The sequence below is a fragment of the Streptomyces sp. NPDC043996 genome, assembly GCF_056435225.1.
This window is the reverse complement of record NZ_JBWKEY010000002.1, coordinates 390,897-411,200: the sequence shown is the minus strand read 5'-3', so window position 1 is coordinate 411,200 and position 20,304 is coordinate 390,897. Positions and strand designations below refer to the sequence as shown.

At 73.3% G+C, this 20,304-nt stretch carries 1 protein-coding gene; it reads left to right on the top strand.

The genetic code is table 11. The annotated features are described in order from the left end of the window. The first annotated feature begins 147 nt into the window (after positions 1-147). Complete coding sequence (locus tag AC07A4_RS06125; protein WP_478593636.1) at positions 148-20,283, top strand: type I polyketide synthase; 20,136 nt, start codon at positions 148-150, stop codon at positions 20,281-20,283. The last annotated feature ends 21 nt before the right edge of the window (positions 20,284-20,304 follow it).

The following is a 20,304-nucleotide window of genomic DNA, read 5'->3' as shown; positions in this document are numbered from 1 at the left end:
CGCTCGACGAAGAACCTCACGTCGTTCGACGAAGAACCTCGCGCCGCTCGACGAAGAACCTCCGTCGCTCGACGAAGAACCTCGCGCCGCTCGATGAAGAACTCGGTAGGTCCTGAGCTCATGAACACATCTGAAGGGTCCGAACACATGTCCAACGAGGCGAAGTACCTCGACTACCTCCGGCGGGCCTCCGTAGACCTCCAGGAGGCGCGCGGCAAGCTGCGCGAGGCCGAGGAGCGCGAGGCCGAGCCGATCGCGATCGTCGGCATGAGCTGCCGGTTCCCCGGCGGCGTGCGCTCGCCGGAGGACCTGTGGCGCCTCCTCATCGACGGCCAGGACGCCGTGTCCGCGTTCCCCACCGACCGCGGCTGGGACCTGGACGCGCTGTTCGACGACGACCCCGACCGGCAGGGCACCTGCTACACCCGCGAGGGCGCCTTCGTCCACGACGTCCCCGACTTCGACCCCGCCTTCTTCGGGATCTCCCCGCGCGAGGCCGCGGCGATGGACCCGCAGCAGCGGCTCCTCCTCGAAACGTCCTGGGAGGCGTTCGAGCGGGCCGGCATCGACCCGCAGGCCATGCGGGGCAGCCGCGCCGGCGTGTTCGTCGGCACCAACGGCCAGGACTACCTGGCCCGCCTGATCGCCGGCGCCCCCGACGGCTACGAGGGCTACCTCGGCACCGGCAACGCGGCCAGCGTCATCTCGGGCCGCGTCGCCTACTCGTTCGGCTTCGAGGGCCCCGCGCTGACCATCGACACCGCCTGCTCGTCGTCCCTGGTGGCCCTGCACCTCGCCGTGCACGCGCTGCGCCACGGCGAGTGCCCGCTGGCCCTCGCGGGCGGCGTGACGGTGATGTCGACGCCGGGCGTGTTCATCGACTTCAGCCGCCAGCGCGGCCTCGCCGCGGACGGCCGCGTCAAGGCGTTCGCCGACGCCGCCGACGGCACCGGCTGGGGCGAGGGCGCGGGACTGCTCCTCCTCGAGCGCCTCTCCGACGCCCAGCGCAACGGCCACCCCGTCCTCGCCGTGATCCGCGGCTCGGCCGTGAACCAGGACGGCGCGTCCAACGGCCTCACCGCCCCCAACGGCCCCTCCCAGCAGCGCGTCATCCGCCAGGCCCTGGCGAGCGCGCGCCTCTCCGCGGCCCAGGTCGACGCCGTCGAGGCCCACGGCACGGGCACCAAGCTCGGCGACCCCATCGAGGCCCAGGCCCTCCTCGTCACCTACGGCCAGGGCCGCCCCGCCGACCGGCCCCTGTGGCTCGGCTCGGTCAAGTCCAACATCGGCCACACGCAGGCCGCCGCCGGCGTGGCGGGCATCATCAAGATGGTCATGGCGATGCGCAACGGCGTACTGCCCAAGACCCTCAACGTCGACGCGCCGTCGTCGCACGTCGACTGGTCGGCAGGCGCCGTGGAACTCCTCACGGAGTCCCGCCCCTGGCCGGAGACCGGCCAGCCGTGGCGCGCGGGCGTGTCGTCGTTCGGCGTGAGCGGTACGAACGCGCACGTGATCGTGGAGCAGGCTCCGGTGACGGAGCCCATGGAGTCACCGGAGTCGACCGACGACGCGGAGCCGACGGCGGGTGCTGGTGGTCTGGTGCCGTGGGTGCTTTCGGCGCGGAGCGTGGAGGCGTTGCGGGAGCAAGCGGCGCGGCTGAAGTCGTTCGTCGAGTCGTCGGCTGACCTGACGGTGGCGGATGTGGGTCGTGCGTTGGTGTCTTCGCGCGCCATGCTGGAGCACCGTGCGGTGGTGGTCGGTAGCGAGCGCTCGGAGCTGCTGGCCGCGTTGACGGCTGTGGCTGAGGGGCAGGCGTCCGGTGGTGCGGTCACGGGCGTGGCCGATGAGCCCGGCCGGGTGGGGTTCCTGTTCTCCGGGCAGGGCTCGCAGCGCCTCGGCATGGGGCGCGAACTGGCGGACCGTTTCCCGGTGTTCGCCGAATCCCTGGAGGAGGTTCTGATCCTCCTGGCGCCTGAGGTGCGTGAAGTGTTGTTCGGTGAGGACGCCGACGCGCTGAACGAGACCGGGGTGACGCAGCCCGCGCTGTTCGCGGTCGAGGTGGCGCTGTTCCGTCTCCTTGAGTCGTGGGGTGTACGTCCTGACGTACTGGCCGGGCATTCGATTGGTGAGCTCGCGGCTGCCCACGTCGCGGGCGTGTGGTCCCTGGCTGATGCCGTGAAGGTGGTGTCGGCTCGTGCTGGGCTGATGCAGGCGCTGCCCACGGGCGGTGCGATGGTTGCGATCCAGGCGACCGAGGCTGAGGTTGCCTCGGAGCTGCCGGAGACCGTCGGTGTCGCTGCCGTGAACGGTCCGTCGTCGGTCGTCGTCTCTGGTGTGGCCGCTGATGCGGAGGCGGTGGGTGAGCGCTGGCGCGAGGCCGGGCGGAAGGTGACACGACTCCGCGTCAGCCACGCCTTCCATTCGCCGTTGATGGACCCGATGCTCGACGACTTCCGCCAGGTCCTGGAAGGCGTGTCGTACGAGGCCCCCGCGATACCCATCGTGTCGACGCTGACCGGCGGCTTGGCCACGGCCGAGGAACTGGGCTCGCCGGAGTACTGGGTGCGGCACGTACGGGAGTCCGTGCGGTTCGCGGACGCCGTGAGCGCGCTCGTGGGCGACGGCGTTGGCACGTTCGTCGAGGTCGGGCCGGGTGGCGTGCTGTCCGCGCTTGGCCGGGAGTCCGCGCCGGACGCGGTCTTCGTACCCGTACTGCGTGGTGATCGCCCGGAGGCGACGGCCGTCACGACGGCCGCGGGACAGCTCCATGTGCGCGGCGTAGCGGTGGACTGGGAGGTCTTCTTCACCGGTCAGGGCACACGGCGCGTCGACCTGCCCACGTACGCCTTCCAGCGGGAGCGCTACTGGCTGGACGCCGCTCCCGTCGATCTGGCTGTTGAGCGGCTGTCTCCGGTGGAGGCGCGGTTCTGGGGTGTCGTCGAGGACGGCGACATCGCCGATCTCGCCCGCACCCTGGACGTGTCGTCCGACGCCCCGCTCAGTGCCGTGCTGCCCCGCCTGTCCGCGTGGCGCAGGGAGCAGCAGGGGCGGACCGCCGTGGAGGGCTGGCGGTACCGGGTCGAGTGGCGGCCGGTGGCCGCCGGGTCCCGGCGCCTGAACGGCACGTGGCTGGTCGTGGCGCCGGTGGGCGAGGAGCGGGCCGAGTGGGTGCGCGAAGCGCTGACCCGCAACGGCACCGAGGCGCAGATCCTGCACGTCGACACCGAGGCCGTCGACTGGGCGGGGCAGCTGAGTGAACTGCCCGTTCTCAGCGGTGTGGTCTCGCTGCTCGGATTCGCGGACATGGGCGAATCGGTGGTGCCCGCAGGGATCGCGGCCACGGTTGGCCTGCTGCGGGCGCTGGGTGCTGCGGGTGTGTCGGCTCCGTTGTGGTGCCTGACGTCGGGTGCGGTGGCTGCGGGTCCGGATGACGCTGTGGCTGGGTTTGAGCAGTCGATGGTGTGGGGTCTGGGCCGGGTGGCCGCGCTGGAGCAGTCCGGTCGTTGGGGTGGTCTGGTTGATCTGCCGGACGCGCACGATGACGAGTCGACTGGTGATCTGTTGGTCTCGGTGCTTGCCGGGGTGAGTGGTGAGGATCAGGTCGCTGTACGCGGTGGCCGGGTGCTTGGCCGCAGGCTGGTGCCCGCGCCTTTGGGTGAGGTGTCGGGGGCTGGTTGGTCGCCGCGTGGGACGGTGCTTGTCACCGGTGGTCTTGGTGCTCTGGGTGGTCATGTGGCGCGTTGGCTTGCGGGGCAGGGGGCTGAGCATCTGGTGCTGGCCAGCCGTCGCGGCGGTGAGGCCGAGGGTGCTTCGGAACTGGCGGCTGAGCTGGGCGAGTTGGGTGTACGGGTGACGTTCGGCGCGTGTGACGTGGCGGACCGGGAGTCCGTCGCGGCGCTGCTGGACAGCCTTCCGGAACTCGACGCGGTGGTGCACGCGGCGGGCATCGAGCGTTCGGTCGCCCTCGCCGACATAGACCCGTCCGACTTGGGCGAGTTCGCTGACGTACTGGCGGCGAAGGCCGTTGGCGCCCGCAACCTGCACGAGCTTCTTGGTGACAGGCCGTTGGACGCGTTCGTCGTGTTCTCGTCGATCGCCGGTGTGTGGGGCAGTGGCGGACAGGGCGCGTACGCGGCCGCCAACGCCTACCTCGATGCGCTGGCCGAGCACCGCAGGGCGGCCGGTCTGACCGCCACGGCTGTGGCGTGGGGTCCGTGGGCCGATGGTGGCATGGTCGCGAACGCCGGAGAGGGCGCGGCGGCGCACCTGCGGCGTCGGGGCCTGCCGTCGATGGCTCCGGCTGTCGCGATCGTCGGCCTGGCCACCGCGCTGGAGTGCGGTGACGGGAACGTCGCCATCGCTGACGTGGACTGGGAGCGGTTCGCGGGTACGTTCATGGCGCAGCGCCCGAGCGCGCTGCTGAGAGAACTCCCCGCCGTGCGCGCCGCGTTCGAGGCCACGACGGCGGAGCAGGGTTCGTCGGAACTGGCGCGACGGCTCGCCGGGCTTGACGAGGCGGAGCAGGAGCGGCAGCTGACCGACCTGGTCCGCTATGAGGCGGCGGCGGTCCTCGGCCACGCCTCCGGTGACGCGCTCCCGGCGACACGCGCCTTCAGGGACCTGGGCTTCGACTCGCTGACGGCGGTCGAGCTGCGCTCCCGCCTGAGCGAGGCCACGGGCGTCGCCCTGCCCACGACCCTCGTCTTCGACTACCCGAACGCGGCGGCGCTGGCCGTCTATCTGCGCACGGAGCTCTGCGGCGCGATCCCGGCCGCTGCCGCCTCGGTCACCACGTCTGACGTGTCTGACGAGCCGATCGCGATCGTGGGCATGGCGTGCCGTTTCCCGGGCGGTGTGGTGAGCCCGGAGGACCTGTGGCAGGTGCTGATGTCGGGCGGCGACGCCGTCGCGGACTTCCCGACCGACCGTGGCTGGGACCTGGAGGCGCTGTACGACCCCGACCCGGATTCGGTGGGGACCTCGTACTCCCGGTCGGGCGCGTTCCTCTCCGGTGTGAGCGGTTTCGACGCGGGCTTCTTCGGCATCTCCCCGCGCGAGGCCCTGGCGATGGACCCGCAGCAGCGCCTCCTCCTCGAAACGTCCTGGGAGGCGTTCGAGCGGGCCGGAATCGACCCGGACTCCCTGCGCGGTGAGCGCGTCGGCGTGTTCGTCGGCTCCAACATGCAGGACTACGGGTGGATACTCAACGCCGCCGCCGAGGACGCGGGTGGCTACGCGGCCACCGGCAACGCTGCCAGTGTGGCCTCCGGCCGCCTCTCCTACACCTTCGGCCTTGAAGGCCCCGCCGTCACCGTCGACACGGCGTGCTCGTCGTCGCTCGTCGCCCTGCACCTGGCGGTGCAGGCGCTGCACAAGGGCGAGTGCGAACTGGCCCTGGCCGGTGGCGTGACGGTGATGTCGACGCCGAGCTCGTTCATCGAGTTCAGCCGCCAGCGCGGCCTTTCGGTGGACGGCCGCTGCAAGGCGTTCGGCGCGGGCGCGGACGGCACCGGCTGGGGTGAGGGCGTGGGCATGCTGTTCGTGGAGCGTCTGTCGGACGCGCAGCGCAACGGCCACCAGGTGCTCGCTGTCGTACGGGGTTCCGCCGTGAACCAGGACGGTGCGTCCAACGGCCTCACCGCGCCGAATGGCCCCGCGCAGCAGCGGGTGATCCGACAGGCGCTGGCGAGTGCAGGTCTGACTCCGTCCGATGTGGACGCGGTGGAGGCGCACGGTACGGGCACCAAGCTGGGCGACCCGATTGAGGCGCAGGCGCTGCTCGCTACGTACGGCCAGGACCGGCCCGAAGGCCAGCCGCTGTGGCTGGGTTCGGTGAAGTCGAACATCGGTCACACGCAGGCCGCCGCCGGTGTGGCGGGCGTCATCAAGATGGTGATGGCGATGCGCCACGGCGTCCTGCCTCGCACCCTGCACGCGGACGAGCCGTCGCCGCACGTGGACTGGTCGGCGGGCGCGGTGGAACTGCTCACCGACGAGCGGGCGTGGCCTGCCGGGGATCGGCCGTGGCGGGCGGGTGTGTCGTCGTTCGGCTTCAGCGGTACGAACGCGCACGTGATCGTGGAGCAGGCTCCGGTGACGGAGTCGGTGGAGTCGCCGGAGTCGGCGGAGGTCGTAGAGCCGACGGCGGGTGCTGGTGCTCTGGTGCCGTGGGTGCTGTCGGCGCGGAGTGTGGAGGCGTTGCGGGAGCAGGCGGCGCGGCTGAAGTCGTTCGTCGAGTCGTCGGCTGACCTGACGGTGACGGATGTGGGTCGTGCGTTGGTGTCTTCGCGGGCCATGCTGGAGCACCGTGCGGTGGTGGTGGGTGCGGAGCGCTCGGAGCTGCTGGCCGCGTTGACGGCTGTGGCTGAGGGGCGGGCGTCCGGTGGTGTGGTCACGGGTGTGGCCGATGAGCCTGGCCGGGTGGGGTTCCTGTTCTCGGGTCAGGGGTCGCAGCGTCTTGGTATGGGGCGTGAACTGGCCGACTGCTTCCCGGTGTTCGCGGAAAAGCTGGACGAGGTACTGGACCTCCTGGCACCTGAGGTCCGGGAAGTGCTGTTCGGTGAGGACGCCGACGCGCTGAACGAGACCGGGGTGACGCAGCCCGCGCTGTTCGCGGTCGAGGTGGCGTTGTTCCGTCTCCTTGAGTCGTGGGGTGTACGTCCTGACGTACTGGCCGGGCACTCCATTGGTGAGCTGGCCGCCGCCCATGTCGCGGGTGTGTGGTCGCTCGCAGACGCGGCCAAGGTCGTGTCGGCGCGTGGCGCGCTGATGCAGGCGCTGCCCGCAGGCGGTGCGATGGTGGCGATCCAGGCGACGGAGGATGAGGTCGCCTCGGAGCTTCCGGAGACCGTCGGGATCGCGGCGGTCAACGGCCCGTCATCGATCGTCATCTCCGGTGTGGCCGCTGATGTGGAGGCGGTGGGCGAGCGCTGGCGCGAGGCCGGACGCAAGGTCACCAAGCTCCGCGTCAGCCACGCCTTCCACTCGCCGCTGATGGACCCGATGCTCGACGACTTCCGCGCGGTACTTGAGAGCGTGTCGTACGAGGCCCCCGCGCTCCCCATCGTGTCCACGCTGACCGGTGCGCGGGCCACCGCCGAAGAGCTGTGCTCGCCGGAGTACTGGGTGCGGCACGTGCGCGAGGCGGTCCGGTTCGCCGACGCCGTGAACACCCTCGCCGCTGACGGAGTCGGCACGTTCGTCGAGGTCGGCCCGGGCGGCACGCTGTCCGCCCTCGGCCAGCAGTCCACGCCCGACGCGGCCTTCGTACCCGTACTGCGTGGTGACCGGCCGGAGACGGTGGCCGTCACGACGGCGGCCGGACAGCTGCACATCCACGGTGTCCGGGTGGACTGGGAGGCCTTCTTCACCGGCCAGGCGACGCGGCGGGTCGACCTGCCGACGTACGCCTTCCAGCGCGATCAGTACTGGCCTGACGTACAGCCGCTGATCGGCGATGTCGCGGCGGCCGGGCTCGGCCCGGCCGAGCACCCGCTGCTGGGGGCGACCGTCGTCCTCGGCGGCACGGACGGCGTACTCCTGACCGGTCGTCTCTCGGTCCAGACGCACCCCTGGCTGGCCGATCACGCGGTCATGGACTCGGTGCTGCTGCCCGGGACGGCGTTCCTCGACCTGGCGATCCGCGCGGGTGACCAGGTCGGATGCGACCTGGTGGAGGAGCTGACGCTGGAGGCGCCGCTCGTGCTGCCCGAGAGCGGTGCGGTACGGGTGCAGGCGTGGGTCGGCGCCGAGGACGCGTCCGGCAGGCGCGAGGTGACCTTCCACTCCAGCACGGGCGACATGGAGGACGGTCGCGAGTGGACCCGGCACGCCACCGGTGTCCTGGGCACGGGAGGCCGCTCCGCCGGGACGCCCCTGAACCAGTGGCCGCCCGCCCAGGCGGAAGTCGTGGACCTGAACGGGTTCTACGAGGGCATGGCCGACGGCGGCTTCGGCTACGGACCGGTGTTCCAGGGGCTGCGGGCCGCTTGGCGCGCCGGTGAGGAGGTGTTCGCCGAGGTCGCGCTGCCCGAGGGCGTGAAGGCCGACGGCTTCGGTCTGCACCCGGCGCTCCTGGACGCGGCGCTGCACGCCACCGGCCTCACGGGCGAGGCGGACGCTCCCGGCAAGCTTCCGTTCTCCTGGTCGGGGGTACGTCTGCACGCGTCCGGCGCGACGATGCTGCGGGTGCGGCTCGCGCCCACGGGCTCGGACGGGGTGTCCCTGACCGTCGCGGACGGCTCCGGAGCCCCCGTGGCCACGATCGAATCGCTGGTACTGCGTCCGGCGGCTCCCAGCCGGGCCACCGCTGACGCACGCGATGACGAACTGTTCGGCGTCGACTGGGCGTCGGTGCCGGTGCCTGTGTCCGATGGTGATGTGCCGGTGGTCGTGTGGACCACGGACCTGGGCGAGCTGACGGAGTCGGCGGCTGAACTGTCTGACTTCGTGGCCCTGTCGTGCCCGGTCACGGCCCGCGACGACCAGGCCGCCAGCGCGCACCAGGCCGCTCACTGGGCGCTGAACGCGGTCCAGACGTGGCTTGGCGAGGAGCGGTTCGACACCGCGCGTCTGGCCATCGTGACCATGCGCGCGGTCGCCACCGCCAATGACGAGGACGTGCTCAATCTGGAGCACGCGGCGGTGTGGGGGCTGGTGCGCTCGGCGCAGTCGGAGAACCCCGACCGGATCGTCCTCGTCGACCTGGACGAGGAGGCCGCCTCGGTCGACGCGATGCCTTCTGTACTGACGTCTGGTGAGCCGCAGTTGGCGGTGCGCGCGGGTGTTGCCAGCGCTCCGCGTCTGGCCCGGGCCGAGCGGTCCGTCGTGGATGACCCCGGCTTCGGTGAGGGTGCGGTGCTGGTCACCGGTGCCACGGGCACCCTGGGCGGCCTGGTCGCCCGGCACCTGGTCGCCGAGCGAGGCGTGCGGAGCCTGCTCCTGGTGAGCAGGCGTGGCGCTGAGGCCGCGGGCGCGGCCGAGTTGCGGAAGGAACTGGCCGCGCAGGGCGCCGACGTGGTCCTGGCGGCGTGTGATGTGGCCGACCGCGACGCGCTGGCCGCGCTGCTGGCCGAGCACCCCATCAACGCCGTCGTGCACACCGCCGGTGTGCTGGACGACGGCGTGATCGGTTCACTGACCCCCGAGCGGATCGACTCCGTCCTCCGTCCGAAGGTCGACGCGGCCTGGCATCTGCACGAGCTGACCCAGGACTTGAACCTCTCCGCCTTCGTGATGTTCTCCTCCGCCGCCGGTGTCTTCGGCGGCCCGGGTCAGGGCAACTACGCGGCGGCCAACGCGTTCCTGGACGCGCTCGCGCAGCACCGCCGGGCATCCGGTCTCGCCGCGACCTCGCTGGCCTGGGGTCTGTGGGAGACGGCCGGTGGCATGGCGGGCAGCCTCGATGACGGGGATGTACGCCGGATCACCAGCGGCGGTGCGATTCCGCTGGCCCCTGCCCAGGGCCTGGCCCTGTTCGACGCGGCGGGTTCCACCGGGCGCGCGCTGCTGGCACCCGTACCGCTGGACTTCACCGTGCTGCGACGGCACGCGCGCACGCACCCCGTAGCGCATCTGCTGCGAGGCCTCGTGCGAGGCACGGCGCGCAGGACCGCCGACACCGCCGCCCGGTCCGCGCTCGCGCAGTCGCTGGCGGGCCTGACCGAGGGCGAGCGCGACAAGGCCCTGCTCGACCTCGTCCGCACGCACGCCGCGGCGGTGCTCGGCCACAGCTCGGCGCACGCCGTCGAACCCGACCGCGCCTTCAGGGAACTGGGCTTCGACTCGCTCAGCTCCGTCGAACTGCGCAACCACCTCAACGCGGCCACCGAGCTGCGCCTGCCCGCGACCCTCGTCTTCGACCACCCGAACCCCGCCGCGCTCGCCGCGTTCATCAGCGCCGAACTCGCGGGCTCGCCCGCCGTCGCCGCGCCCACGCACACGGCCGTGGCCGTGTCCGACGAGCCCATCGCGATCGTCGGCATGAGCTGCCGCTACCCCGGCGGCGTGAACACGCCCGAGGACCTGTGGCGGCTCGTCCTCGGCGGTGTCGACGCCATCAGCGAGTTCCCCGCCAACCGAGGCTGGGACGTCGAATCCCTCTACCACCCCGACCCCGAGCACACGGGCACCTCCTACACCCGCGAGGGCGGCTTCCTCTACGACGCCGACCTGTTCGACCCGGCGTTCTTCGGCATCTCGCCGCGCGAGGCGCTCGCCATGGACCCGCAGCAGCGGCTCCTCCTGGAAACCTCCTGGGAGGCCTTCGAGCGGGCCGGAATCGACCCGAACTCGGCGCGGGGCAAGGCCGTCGGCGTGTTCGCGGGAGTGATGTACCACGACTACGTGGCGCGGCTGCGCTCCGTCTCCGAGGACGTCGAGGGCTACCTCGGCACCGGCGGGTCCGGCAGCGTCGCCTCCGGCCGCGTCGCCTACGCGCTCGGCCTGGAAGGGCCCGCCGTCACCGTCGACACCGCGTGCTCCTCGTCCCTTGTCGCCCTGCACTGGGCGATCCAGGCACTGCGCCAGGGCGAGTGCACGATGGCCCTCGCCGGTGGCGTCGCCGTGATGGCGACCCCCAGCACCTTCGTCGACTTCAGCCGCCAGGGCGGCCTCTCGGCCGACGGCCGGTGCAAGTCGTTCTCCGACAGCGCCGACGGCACCGGCTGGGGCGAAGGCGTCGGCATGCTGCTCGTGGAGCGGCTCTCGGACGCCCGCCGCAACGGACACCCGGTCCTCGCCGTGATCCGTGGCTCGGCGGTCAACCAGGACGGCGCGTCCAACGGCCTGACCGCGCCCAACGGCCCCTCCCAGCAGCGCGTCATCCGCCAGGCCCTGGCGAGCGCCGGTCTGGCCCCGTCCGACGTGGACGCGGTCGAGGCCCACGGCACCGGCACCACCCTCGGCGACCCGATCGAGGCCCAGGCCCTGCTCGCCACGTACGGCCAGGACAGGCCCGACGACCAGCCGCTGTGGCTCGGCTCGATCAAGTCCAACATCGGTCACACGCAGGCCGCCGCCGGTGTGGCGGGCGTCATCAAGATGGTCATGGCGCTGCGGCACGGCGTCCTGCCGCCGACCCTGCACGTCGGCGAGCCCTCGTCGAACGTGGACTGGTCGGCGGGCGCGGTGGAGCTCCTCACGGAGTCCCGGCCGTGGCCGGAGACCGGCCGCCTGCGCCGGGCCGGCGTGTCATCGTTCGGCGTGAGCGGCACCAACGCGCACACCGTCATCGAGTACGTACCGGAAGACAAGCACGTCCCGGCTCCGGCCGACGGCGGTGTCGTGCCGTGGGTGCTGTCCGCCCGGAGCGCGGAAGCGCTGCGCGAGCAGGCGGTACGGCTGCGGGACCACGTCGCGGACGGACCCGAGCGCGCCGAACTCGCCGCGCACGGCGCGCGGGACGTCGGCTACGCGCTGGCGACGACCCGGTCGGCCTTCGACCACAGGGCTGTCGTCGTGGGCACCGAACAGGCGTCCCTCCTGGACGGGCTCACCGCGCTCGCCGAGGGGCGGCCGCACACCGGCCTGGTCACGGGCTCCGTCGCCCGTGGCGGACTCGGCTTCCTGTTCTCGGGCCAGGGCTCGCAGCGCCTCGGTATGGGGCGTGAACTGGCGGGCCGTTTCCCGGTGTTCGCCGAGGCACTGGATGAGGTGCTCGGGCTCTTGGCGCCTGAGGTGCGTGAGGTGCTGTTCGGTGAGGACGCTGAGGCGCTGAATGAGACGGGGGTGACGCAGCCCGCGTTGTTCGCGGTCGAGGTGGCGTTGTTCCGTCTGCTCGAGTCGTGGGGTGTACGTGCCGACGTGCTGGCCGGGCATTCGATCGGCGAGCTGGCGGCCGCGCATGTGGCGGGCGTGTGGTCCCTCGCGGATGCCGTGAAGGTCGTGTCGGCGCGCGGTGCGCTGATGCAGGCGCTGCCCGCAGGCGGTGCGATGGTCGCCATCCAGGCGACGGAGGCTGAGGTCGCGGCGGAGCTGCCGGAGACCGTTGGTGTCGCTGCGGTGAACGGCCCGTCGTCGGTCGTCGTCTCGGGTGTGGCCGCTGATGTGGAGGCGGTGGGCGAGCGGTGGCGTGAGGCCGGGCGGAAGGTGACGCGGCTGCGTGTCAGCCACGCCTTCCACTCGCCGCTGATGGACCCGATGCTGGATGACTTCCGCGCGGTCCTGGAGGGCGTGTCGTACGAAACGCCCGCGCTCCCCATCGTGTCCACGCTGACCGGAGCCCGGGCCACCGCCGAGGAACTCGCCTCGCCGGAGTACTGGGTGCGCCACGTACGGGAATCGGTGCGGTTCGCCGACGCCGTGAGGGCGCTGGACGCCGAGGGCATCGCCACGTTCGTGGAGGTCGGGCCCGGCGGCACGCTGTCCGCGCTCGGCCAGGAATCCGCGCCCGACGCCGGATTCGTACCGGTGCTGCGAGCCGATCAGGCGGAGGAGTCCGCGCTGGTGTCGGCGGTGGCGCGGCTGTGCGTGCGCGGCGTGCGCCTGGACTGGGAGGCGTTCTTCGCCGGTCGTGGCGCGCGGCGCGTGGACCTGCCGACGTACGCGTTCCAGCACCAGCGGTACTGGCTGGACGCCGGGGTCGGCGCGGGTGACCTGAACGCCGCCGGGCTCGGCTCGGCGGACCACCCGCTGCTCGGCGCCATCGTCGACACGGCCGACTCGGACGGGCGGCTCTTCACCGGCCGTCTGTCGGTGGAGACCCACCCGTGGCTGGCCGACCACGTCATCCAGGGCTCGATCCTGCTGCCCGGCACGGCGTTCCTCGAACTGGCCATCCGCGCGGGCGACCAGGTCGGGTGCGACCTGGTCGAAGAGCTGACGCTGGAGGCACCCCTCGTGGTGCCCGAACGCGGCGGCGTGCGCGTGCAGGTGCAGGTGGGCGTGGAGGACGAGTCCGGCCGGCGCCCGGTGACGGTGCACGCGCGGGACGACGACGGTGACGTGTGGGTGCGGCACGCGAGCGGTGTGCTCGTGAGCGGCGCCGACGCGCCGTCGACGGACCTCGCCGCCTGGCCGCCCGCCGGGGCCGACGCCGTGGACCTGGACGGCCTCTACGACCGCATGTCCGACGGCGGCTTCGGCTACGGGCCGGTGTTCCAGGGGCTGCGGGCCGCGTGGCGCAAGGGCGGTGAGGTGTTCGCCGAGGTCGCGCTGCCGGACGACGTGGACGCGGGCCGGTTCGGGCTGCATCCGGCGCTGCTCGACGCGGCGCTGCACGGCATCGGTCTGATGGGTGACGTGGACGGTCCGGGGAAGCTGCCGTTCTCGTGGACGGGTGTGCGGCTGCACGCTTCCGGGGCGACGGTGCTGCGGGTGCGGCTCGCGCCCGCCGGAGGGGACGGAGTGGCGCTCACCGTCGCCGACGGCACCGGCGCTCCCGTCGCCGCCATCGAATCGCTGGTGCTGCGCCCCGTGACGGCGACGCTGGCCCGGCAGGGCTGGGAGTCGCTGTTCCACCTGGACTGGGTGCCCGCACCGGCCACCGCCGGGAACGCGGGTCCCGTCGCGGAGTTCGCCGACCGGGCCGCGCTGTGGTCGGCCCTCGACGCGGGGGAGACGCTGCCGGAGAACACCGTGGTGCGGTGCGCCGAGTCCCACGACACGGACGACGCGCGCGCAGCGGCGCTCAGCGCCCTGGAGCTGGTGCGGGGCTGGCTGGCCGACGACCGCTGCGCGGCCTCGCGCCTGGTCCTCGTCACCCATGGCGCGGTGGCGGCAGGCCCGGGCGACGACGTGCCCGACCTCGCGGCCGCCGCCGTCTGGGGCCTCGTACGGACGGCACAGGTGGAGAACCCCGACCGGTTCGTCCTGGTCGACGTCGACATCGACGACGAGGACGGCTGGAGGCCCGCCGTGGCGGCCGGGGAACCCCAGGTCGCCGTCCGGGACGGGCGGATGTTCGTGGCCCGCCTGGCGCGCGTGCGGCCCGATGCCACCACCGCGGAGCCGGCGTTCGGGCCGGACAGCGCGGTGCTCGTGACGGGCGCGTCCGGCGCCCTGGGCGGCCTCGTCGCCCGGCACCTCGCCGAGCGGCACGGAGTGCGGCACCTCGTCCTGGCCAGCAGGCGCGGCCCGGCGGCCGAAGGCGCCGCGGAACTGCGCGACGCGCTGGCCGCGCACGGCACCGACGTCACCGTCGCCGCCTGCGACGTGGCCGACCGTGACGCCCTGGCCGCGCTGCTCGCCGAGCACCCCGTGACCGCCGTCGTGCACACCGCCGGTGTCCTTGACGACGGCACGATCGGCTCGCTGACCCCGGACCAGATCGACACCGTGTTCCGGCCCAAGGTCGACGCCGCCCGGCACCTGCACGAGCTGACCCGCGGCCTGGACCTGACCGCGTTCGTCCTGTTCTCCTCGGTCGCGGGCACGCTCGGCGCGCCCGGCCAGGGCAACTACGCGGCGGCCAACGCGTTCCTCGACGGCCTGGCCCGGCGCAGGCGCGCCGAGGGCCTGCCCGCGACCTCGCTGGCGTGGGGCCTGTGGGCCGACGGCATGGGCGCCCGGGTCGCGGACTCCGCCACCGCGGGCCTCTCCGCCGACGAGGGCGTCACGCTGTTCGACGCCGCGGTCGCCGGGGCCGAACCCGTCGTCGTACCGATGCGGCTCGACCTGCGCGCCGTACGCGAACTCCCCGCGATCCCGCCGGTGTTCAGCGGCCTGGTGCGCACCACGAGCCGCCGGGCCGCCGGCAGCGGCGCCGACCCGGCGGGAGCGCTGCGCGAGCGCCTCGCGCCGCTGACCGAGGACGAGCGCGAGCGGCTGCTCCTCGACCTCGTCCGCACCCAGGTCGCCATGGTCCTCGGCCACGCGGGGCCGGAGGCCGTCGCGTCCGGGAACGCGTTCACGGAGCTGGGCTTCGACTCGCTGACCGCCGTCGACCTGCGCAACCGGCTCAACACGGCCACCGGGCTCCGCCTGCCCGCCACGCTGGTCTTCGACTACCCGACCCCGACGGCGCTCGCCGCGTTCGTCGGCGCCGAACTCGCGGGCGCGCCCGCCGTCACCGCGCGCACGCAGACGGCCGTGGCCGTGCCCGTGGCCGACGAGCCGATCGCGATCGTGGGCATGAGCTGCCGCTACCCCGGCGGCGTCCGCTCGCCGGAGGACCTGTGGCGGCTGATCGCCGACGGAGCCGAAGGCATCACGCCGTTCCCGACCGAGCGCGGCTGGGACGTGGAGGCCCTCTACGACCCGTCCGGTGAACGCGCGGGCAGCTCCTACACCCAAGAGGGCGGCTTCCTCCACGACGCCGACCTCTTCGACCCGGCGTTCTTCGGGATCTCCCCGCGCGAGGCCCTCGCCATGGACCCGCAGCAGCGGCTCCTCCTCGAAACCGCCTGGGAGGCCTTCGAACGCGCGGGCATCGACCCCAAGTCGGTGCGGGGCAGCGCGACCGGCGTGTTCGCGGGAGTGATGTACCACGACTACGCCACCCAGCTGCACGGCGCGCCCAAGAGCGTCGAGGGCTACCTCGGCACGGGCAACGCGGGCAGCGTCGCCTCCGGCCGCCTGTCGTACACCTTCGGCCTCGAAGGCCCCGCGATGACCGTGGACACCGCGTGCTCCTCGTCGCTCGTCGCGATGCACCTGGCGGCGCGGGCGCTGCGCTCGGGCGAGTGCTCGCTGGCGCTCGCGGGCGGCGCCACCGTCATGGCGACGCCCGGCGCGTTCATCGACTTCAGCCGCCAGCAGGGCCTTTCGCCCGACGGCCGGTGCCGCTCCTTCTCCGCCGACGCCGATGGCACTGGCTGGGGCGAGGGCGTGGGCATGCTCGTCCTGGAGCGGCTTTCGGACGCGCGGCGCAACGGCCATCCGGTCCTCGCGGTCGTACGCGGTACGGCGGTCAACCAGGACGGCGCGTCCAATGGTCTGACGGCTCCCAATGGGCCTTCGCAGCAGCGCGTCATCCGGCAGGCCCTCGCCAACGCGGGGCTGACGCCGGCCGATGTGGACGCCGTGGAGGCGCACGGCACCGGCACCACCCTCGGTGACCCCATCGAGGCTCAGGCCCTGCTCGCCACCTACGGCCAGGACCGCGCGGGCGAGCCCCTGTGGCTCGGCTCGCTGAAGTCCAACATCGGCCACACCCAGGCCGCGGCCGGTGTCGGCGGCGTCATCAAGATGGTGATGGCGATGCGCCACGGCGTACTGCCGCGGACGCTGCACGCCGAGGAGCCCTCGCCGAACGTCGACTGGTCGGCGGGCGCCGTGGAACTCCTCACCGAGGCACGGGTGTGGCCCGGGGCCGAGCGGCCCCGGCGGGCGGGCGTGTCGTCGTTCGGGTTCAGCGGCACCAACGCGCACGTCATCGTCGAGGCCGCGGCGGACGCCGACGCGCCGGACGCCCCCGAGGCGCCGCTCGGACCGTGGCTGCTGTCCGGCCGCACCGAGAACGCCCTGCGCGACCAGGCTGCGCGGCTGCGCGACCACCTGGCCGGGCGGCCCGACCTCGACCCGGCGGACGTGGCCCGCGCGCTCGCGACCTCGCGGGCCGGGTTCGAGCACCGGCTCGCCGTCATCGGCCGGGACCTGCCCGACCTGCTGTCCGGGCTGACCGACGCCGCCGAAGGACGCCCGGGCGCCGCAGCCGAGCGCGGGGTCACCGACGAGCACCGGGTCGGCTTCCTGTTCGCCGGGCAGGGCTCGCAGCGCCTCGGCATGGGGCGTGAACTGGCCGACCGGTTCCCGGTGTTCGCGGAAAGGCTGGATGAGGTGTTGGATCTCCTGGCCCCGCAGGTGCGTGAGGTGCTGTTCGGTGAGGATGCCGACGCGCTGAATGAGACGGGGGTGACGCAGCCCGCGTTGTTCGCGGTCGAGGTGGCGCTGTTCCGTCTGCTTGAGGCGTGGGGTGTGCGTCCTGACGTACTCGCCGGTCACTCGATCGGCGAGCTCGCGGCCGCGCATGTCGCGGGCGTGTGGTCCCTCGCGGATGCGGTGAAGGTCGTGTCGGCTCGGGGTGCGCTGATGCAGGCGCTGCCCACGGGCGGTGCGATGGTCGCCCTTCAGGCGACGGAGGCCGAGGTCGCGGCGGACCTGCCGGAGACCGTCGGGATCGCTGCGGTGAACGGTCCGTCGTCGATCGTCATCTCTGGTGTGGCCGCTGATGTGGAGGCTGTTGGCGAGCGCTGGCGTGAGGCCGGGCGGAAGGTGACGCGACTCCGCGTCAGCCACGCCTTCCACTCGCCGTTGATGGATCCGATGCTCGACGACTTCCGCGCGGTGCTTCAGGGCGTGTCGTACGAGGCGCCCGCGTTCCCCATCGTGTCCACGCTGACCGGCGCCCGGGCCACCGCTGAAGAGCTGTGCTCGCCGGAGTACTGGGTGCGGCATGTGCGCGAGTCGGTGCGGTTCGCCGACGCCGTGGTCGCCCTCGGCGCGGACGTCGTCGTCGAGATCGGCCCCGGCGGCACGCTGTCCGCGCTCGGCCAGGAGTCCCTGCCGGACGCGGCGTTCGTCCCCGCGCTGCGCGGCGACCGGCCGGAAGCCGACGCCGTCATGACCGCCCTCGCCGCACTCCACGTGCGCGGCGTTCCCGTCGACTGGACCACCTACTACGCGGGCACCGGCCACGCCGTCGAACTGCCGACGTACGCCTTCCAGTACCAGCGGTTCTGGCCCGACACGAGCACGCGGCCCGCCACCGACGCGACCGGACTCGGGCTCGGCTCCACCGACCACCCGCTGCTTGGCGCCGCCGTCACCCTCGCGGACGAGGACACCGCCCTGTTCACGGGCAGGCTGTCGCTGCGCACGCACCCGTGGCTGGCCGGGCACGAGATCATGGGCTCGGTGCTGCTGCCCGGCACGGCGTTCGTCGAGCTCGCGGTGCGGGCCGGTGACCACGTCGGCTGCTCCGCGGTGGAGGAACTGACGCTGGAGACCCCCCTGGTGCTGCCCGCGCACGGCGGCGTACAGGTCCAGGTGCGGGTCAGCGCGCCCGACGCGGCGGGCCGCCGCCCGATGACGGTCCACGCGCGCACCGAGGACGGCGACCCGGCCTGGGTGCGGCACGCCAGCGGCGTCCTGACGGACGCCGACGCCGCTCCCGCCGACCTCGGCGCGTGGCCGCCCGCCGGAGCCGAGCCCATCGACCTGGACGGGCTCTACGACCAGATGGCCGACGGCGGCTTCGCCTACGGGCCCGTGTTCCAGAACCTGCGGGCCGCGTGGCGCGCCGGTGATGAGGTGTTCGCCGAGGTCGCGCTGCCGGACGACGTGGACGCGGGCCGGTTCGGGCTGCATCCGGCGCTGCTCGACGCTGCGCTGCACGGCATCGGACTAATGGGTGACGTGGACGGTCCGGGGAAGCTGCCGTTCTCCTGGACGGGTGTGCGGCTGCACGCCTCGGGCGCCACGGCGCTGCGGGTGCGGCTCGCGCCCGCCGGAGGGGACGGCGTGGCGCTCACCGTCGCCGACGGCACCGGCGCTCCCGTCGCCACCGTCGACTCCCTGGTGGTGCGCGCGGTGTCCCCGGGCTCGCTCGGCGCGGCCCGCGGCCACGACGCGCTGTACCGGCTCGACTGGGTGCCCGCCGCGGTGTCCACCGCGAGTACGGGCTCGGTGGCGGAGTTCGCCGACTGGGCCGCGCTGCGGTCGGCCCTGGACGCGGGGGAGACGCTGCCGGAGAACACCGTGGTGCGCTGCGCCCGCCCCGGTGACGTGGACCCGGCCGCGGTGCGCCGACAGGCGCACACCGCCCTGGAGCTGGTGCGGGGCTGGCTGGCCGACGACCGCTGCGCGGCCTCGCGCCTGGTCCTCGTCACCCATGGCGCGGTGGCGGTCGACTCCGGTGACGACGTGCCCGACCTCGCGGCCGCCGCCGTCTGGGGCCTCGTACGGACCGCGCGGTCCGAGAACCCCGACCGGTTCGTCCTGGTCGACGTCGACGACGAGCACGGCTGGAAGTCGGCCATCGGCAGCCCCGAACCCGAACTGGCCGTGCGCTCCGGCGAGCCCTTCGCACCCCGCCTGGTGCGAGCCCGCCCGGCGGAGGCCGAGGCGCCGCGCTTCGGCATCGGCGCGGTCCTGGTGACCGGCGCGAGCGGAAAGCTTGGCGGTCTCGTGGCGCGCCATCTCGTCGAGCGGCACGGCGTACGGGACCTGGTCCTGGCCAGCAGGCGCGGTCAAGTGGGTGTCCTGCGTGAGGAGTTGGCCGCTCTGGGGGCGGAGGTCGCCGAGGTGGCGTGTGACGTGGCGGATCGTGACGCGGTGGCGGCGATGCTCGCCGAGCACCCGGTGACGGCCGTCGTGCACGCGGCGGGTGTCCTGGACGACGGTGTGATCGGGTCGTTGACGCCGGAGCGGATCGACGCGGTGTTCCGGCCGAAGGTCGACGCGGCGTGGAACCTGCATGAGCTGACCCGTGAGCTGGATCTGTCGGCGTTCGTGCTGTTCTCGTCGGCGGCCGGTGTGTTCGGCAACGCGGGGCAGGGCAACTACGCGGCGGCCAACGCGTTCCTGGACGCGCTCGCCCAGCACCGCCACGCCCAGGGCCTGCCCGCGACCTCCCTGGCCTGGGGCCTGTGGGACGGAGACGACGGCCTGGGCGCCAAGCTGGCCGAGACCGGCGCCGAGGGGCTCACTCCCGAGGAAGGCCTGGAGCTGTTCGACGCCGTGGCCTTCGGGACGGACCCGGTCATCGCGCCCATGCGGCTCGACCTGCGGGCCCTGCGCGCCGCGGCCACCGTGCCGCCGCTGCTCAGCGCCCTGGTGCGGACGAAGGACCGCAGGGCGGTGGAGACCGGGGGCGACCCCGCCGCCGCGCTGCGGGACCGCCTCGCCGCGCTGCCGACGAGCGAACGGCCCTCCGCCCTGGTGGACCTGGTGTGCGCGCACGTCGCCGCCGTCCTCGCGCTGCCCGGCGCCGAAGCGGTCGACGAGCGGCGCGCGTTCACCGAGCTCGGCTTCGACTCGCTCACCGCGGTCGAACTGCGCAACCGACTCGGCGCCGCCACCGGCCTGCGCCTGCCCGCGACGCTCATCTTCGACCACCCGACGCCGCTCGACCTGGTAGGGCACCTCGTGGACGCGCTCGTCGTCGACGAGCCCGACGGGGTGGCGCCGCTGCTCGCCGAACTCGGCCGCATCGAGGCCAGCCTCATCGCGGTCAAGCCCGGCGACGACGCGGACGACCTGGTCGGCGCCCGCCTGACGGCCCTGCTCACCGCGTGGCGCGACAGCCGCGCCGACGCCGCCCCGCAGGCGGCCGACGACCTCGACACCGCGACGGACGACGAGATGTTCGACCTGCTCGGCAAAGAGTTCGGCATCTCCTGACCCGCCCGGCCACCCACTCGC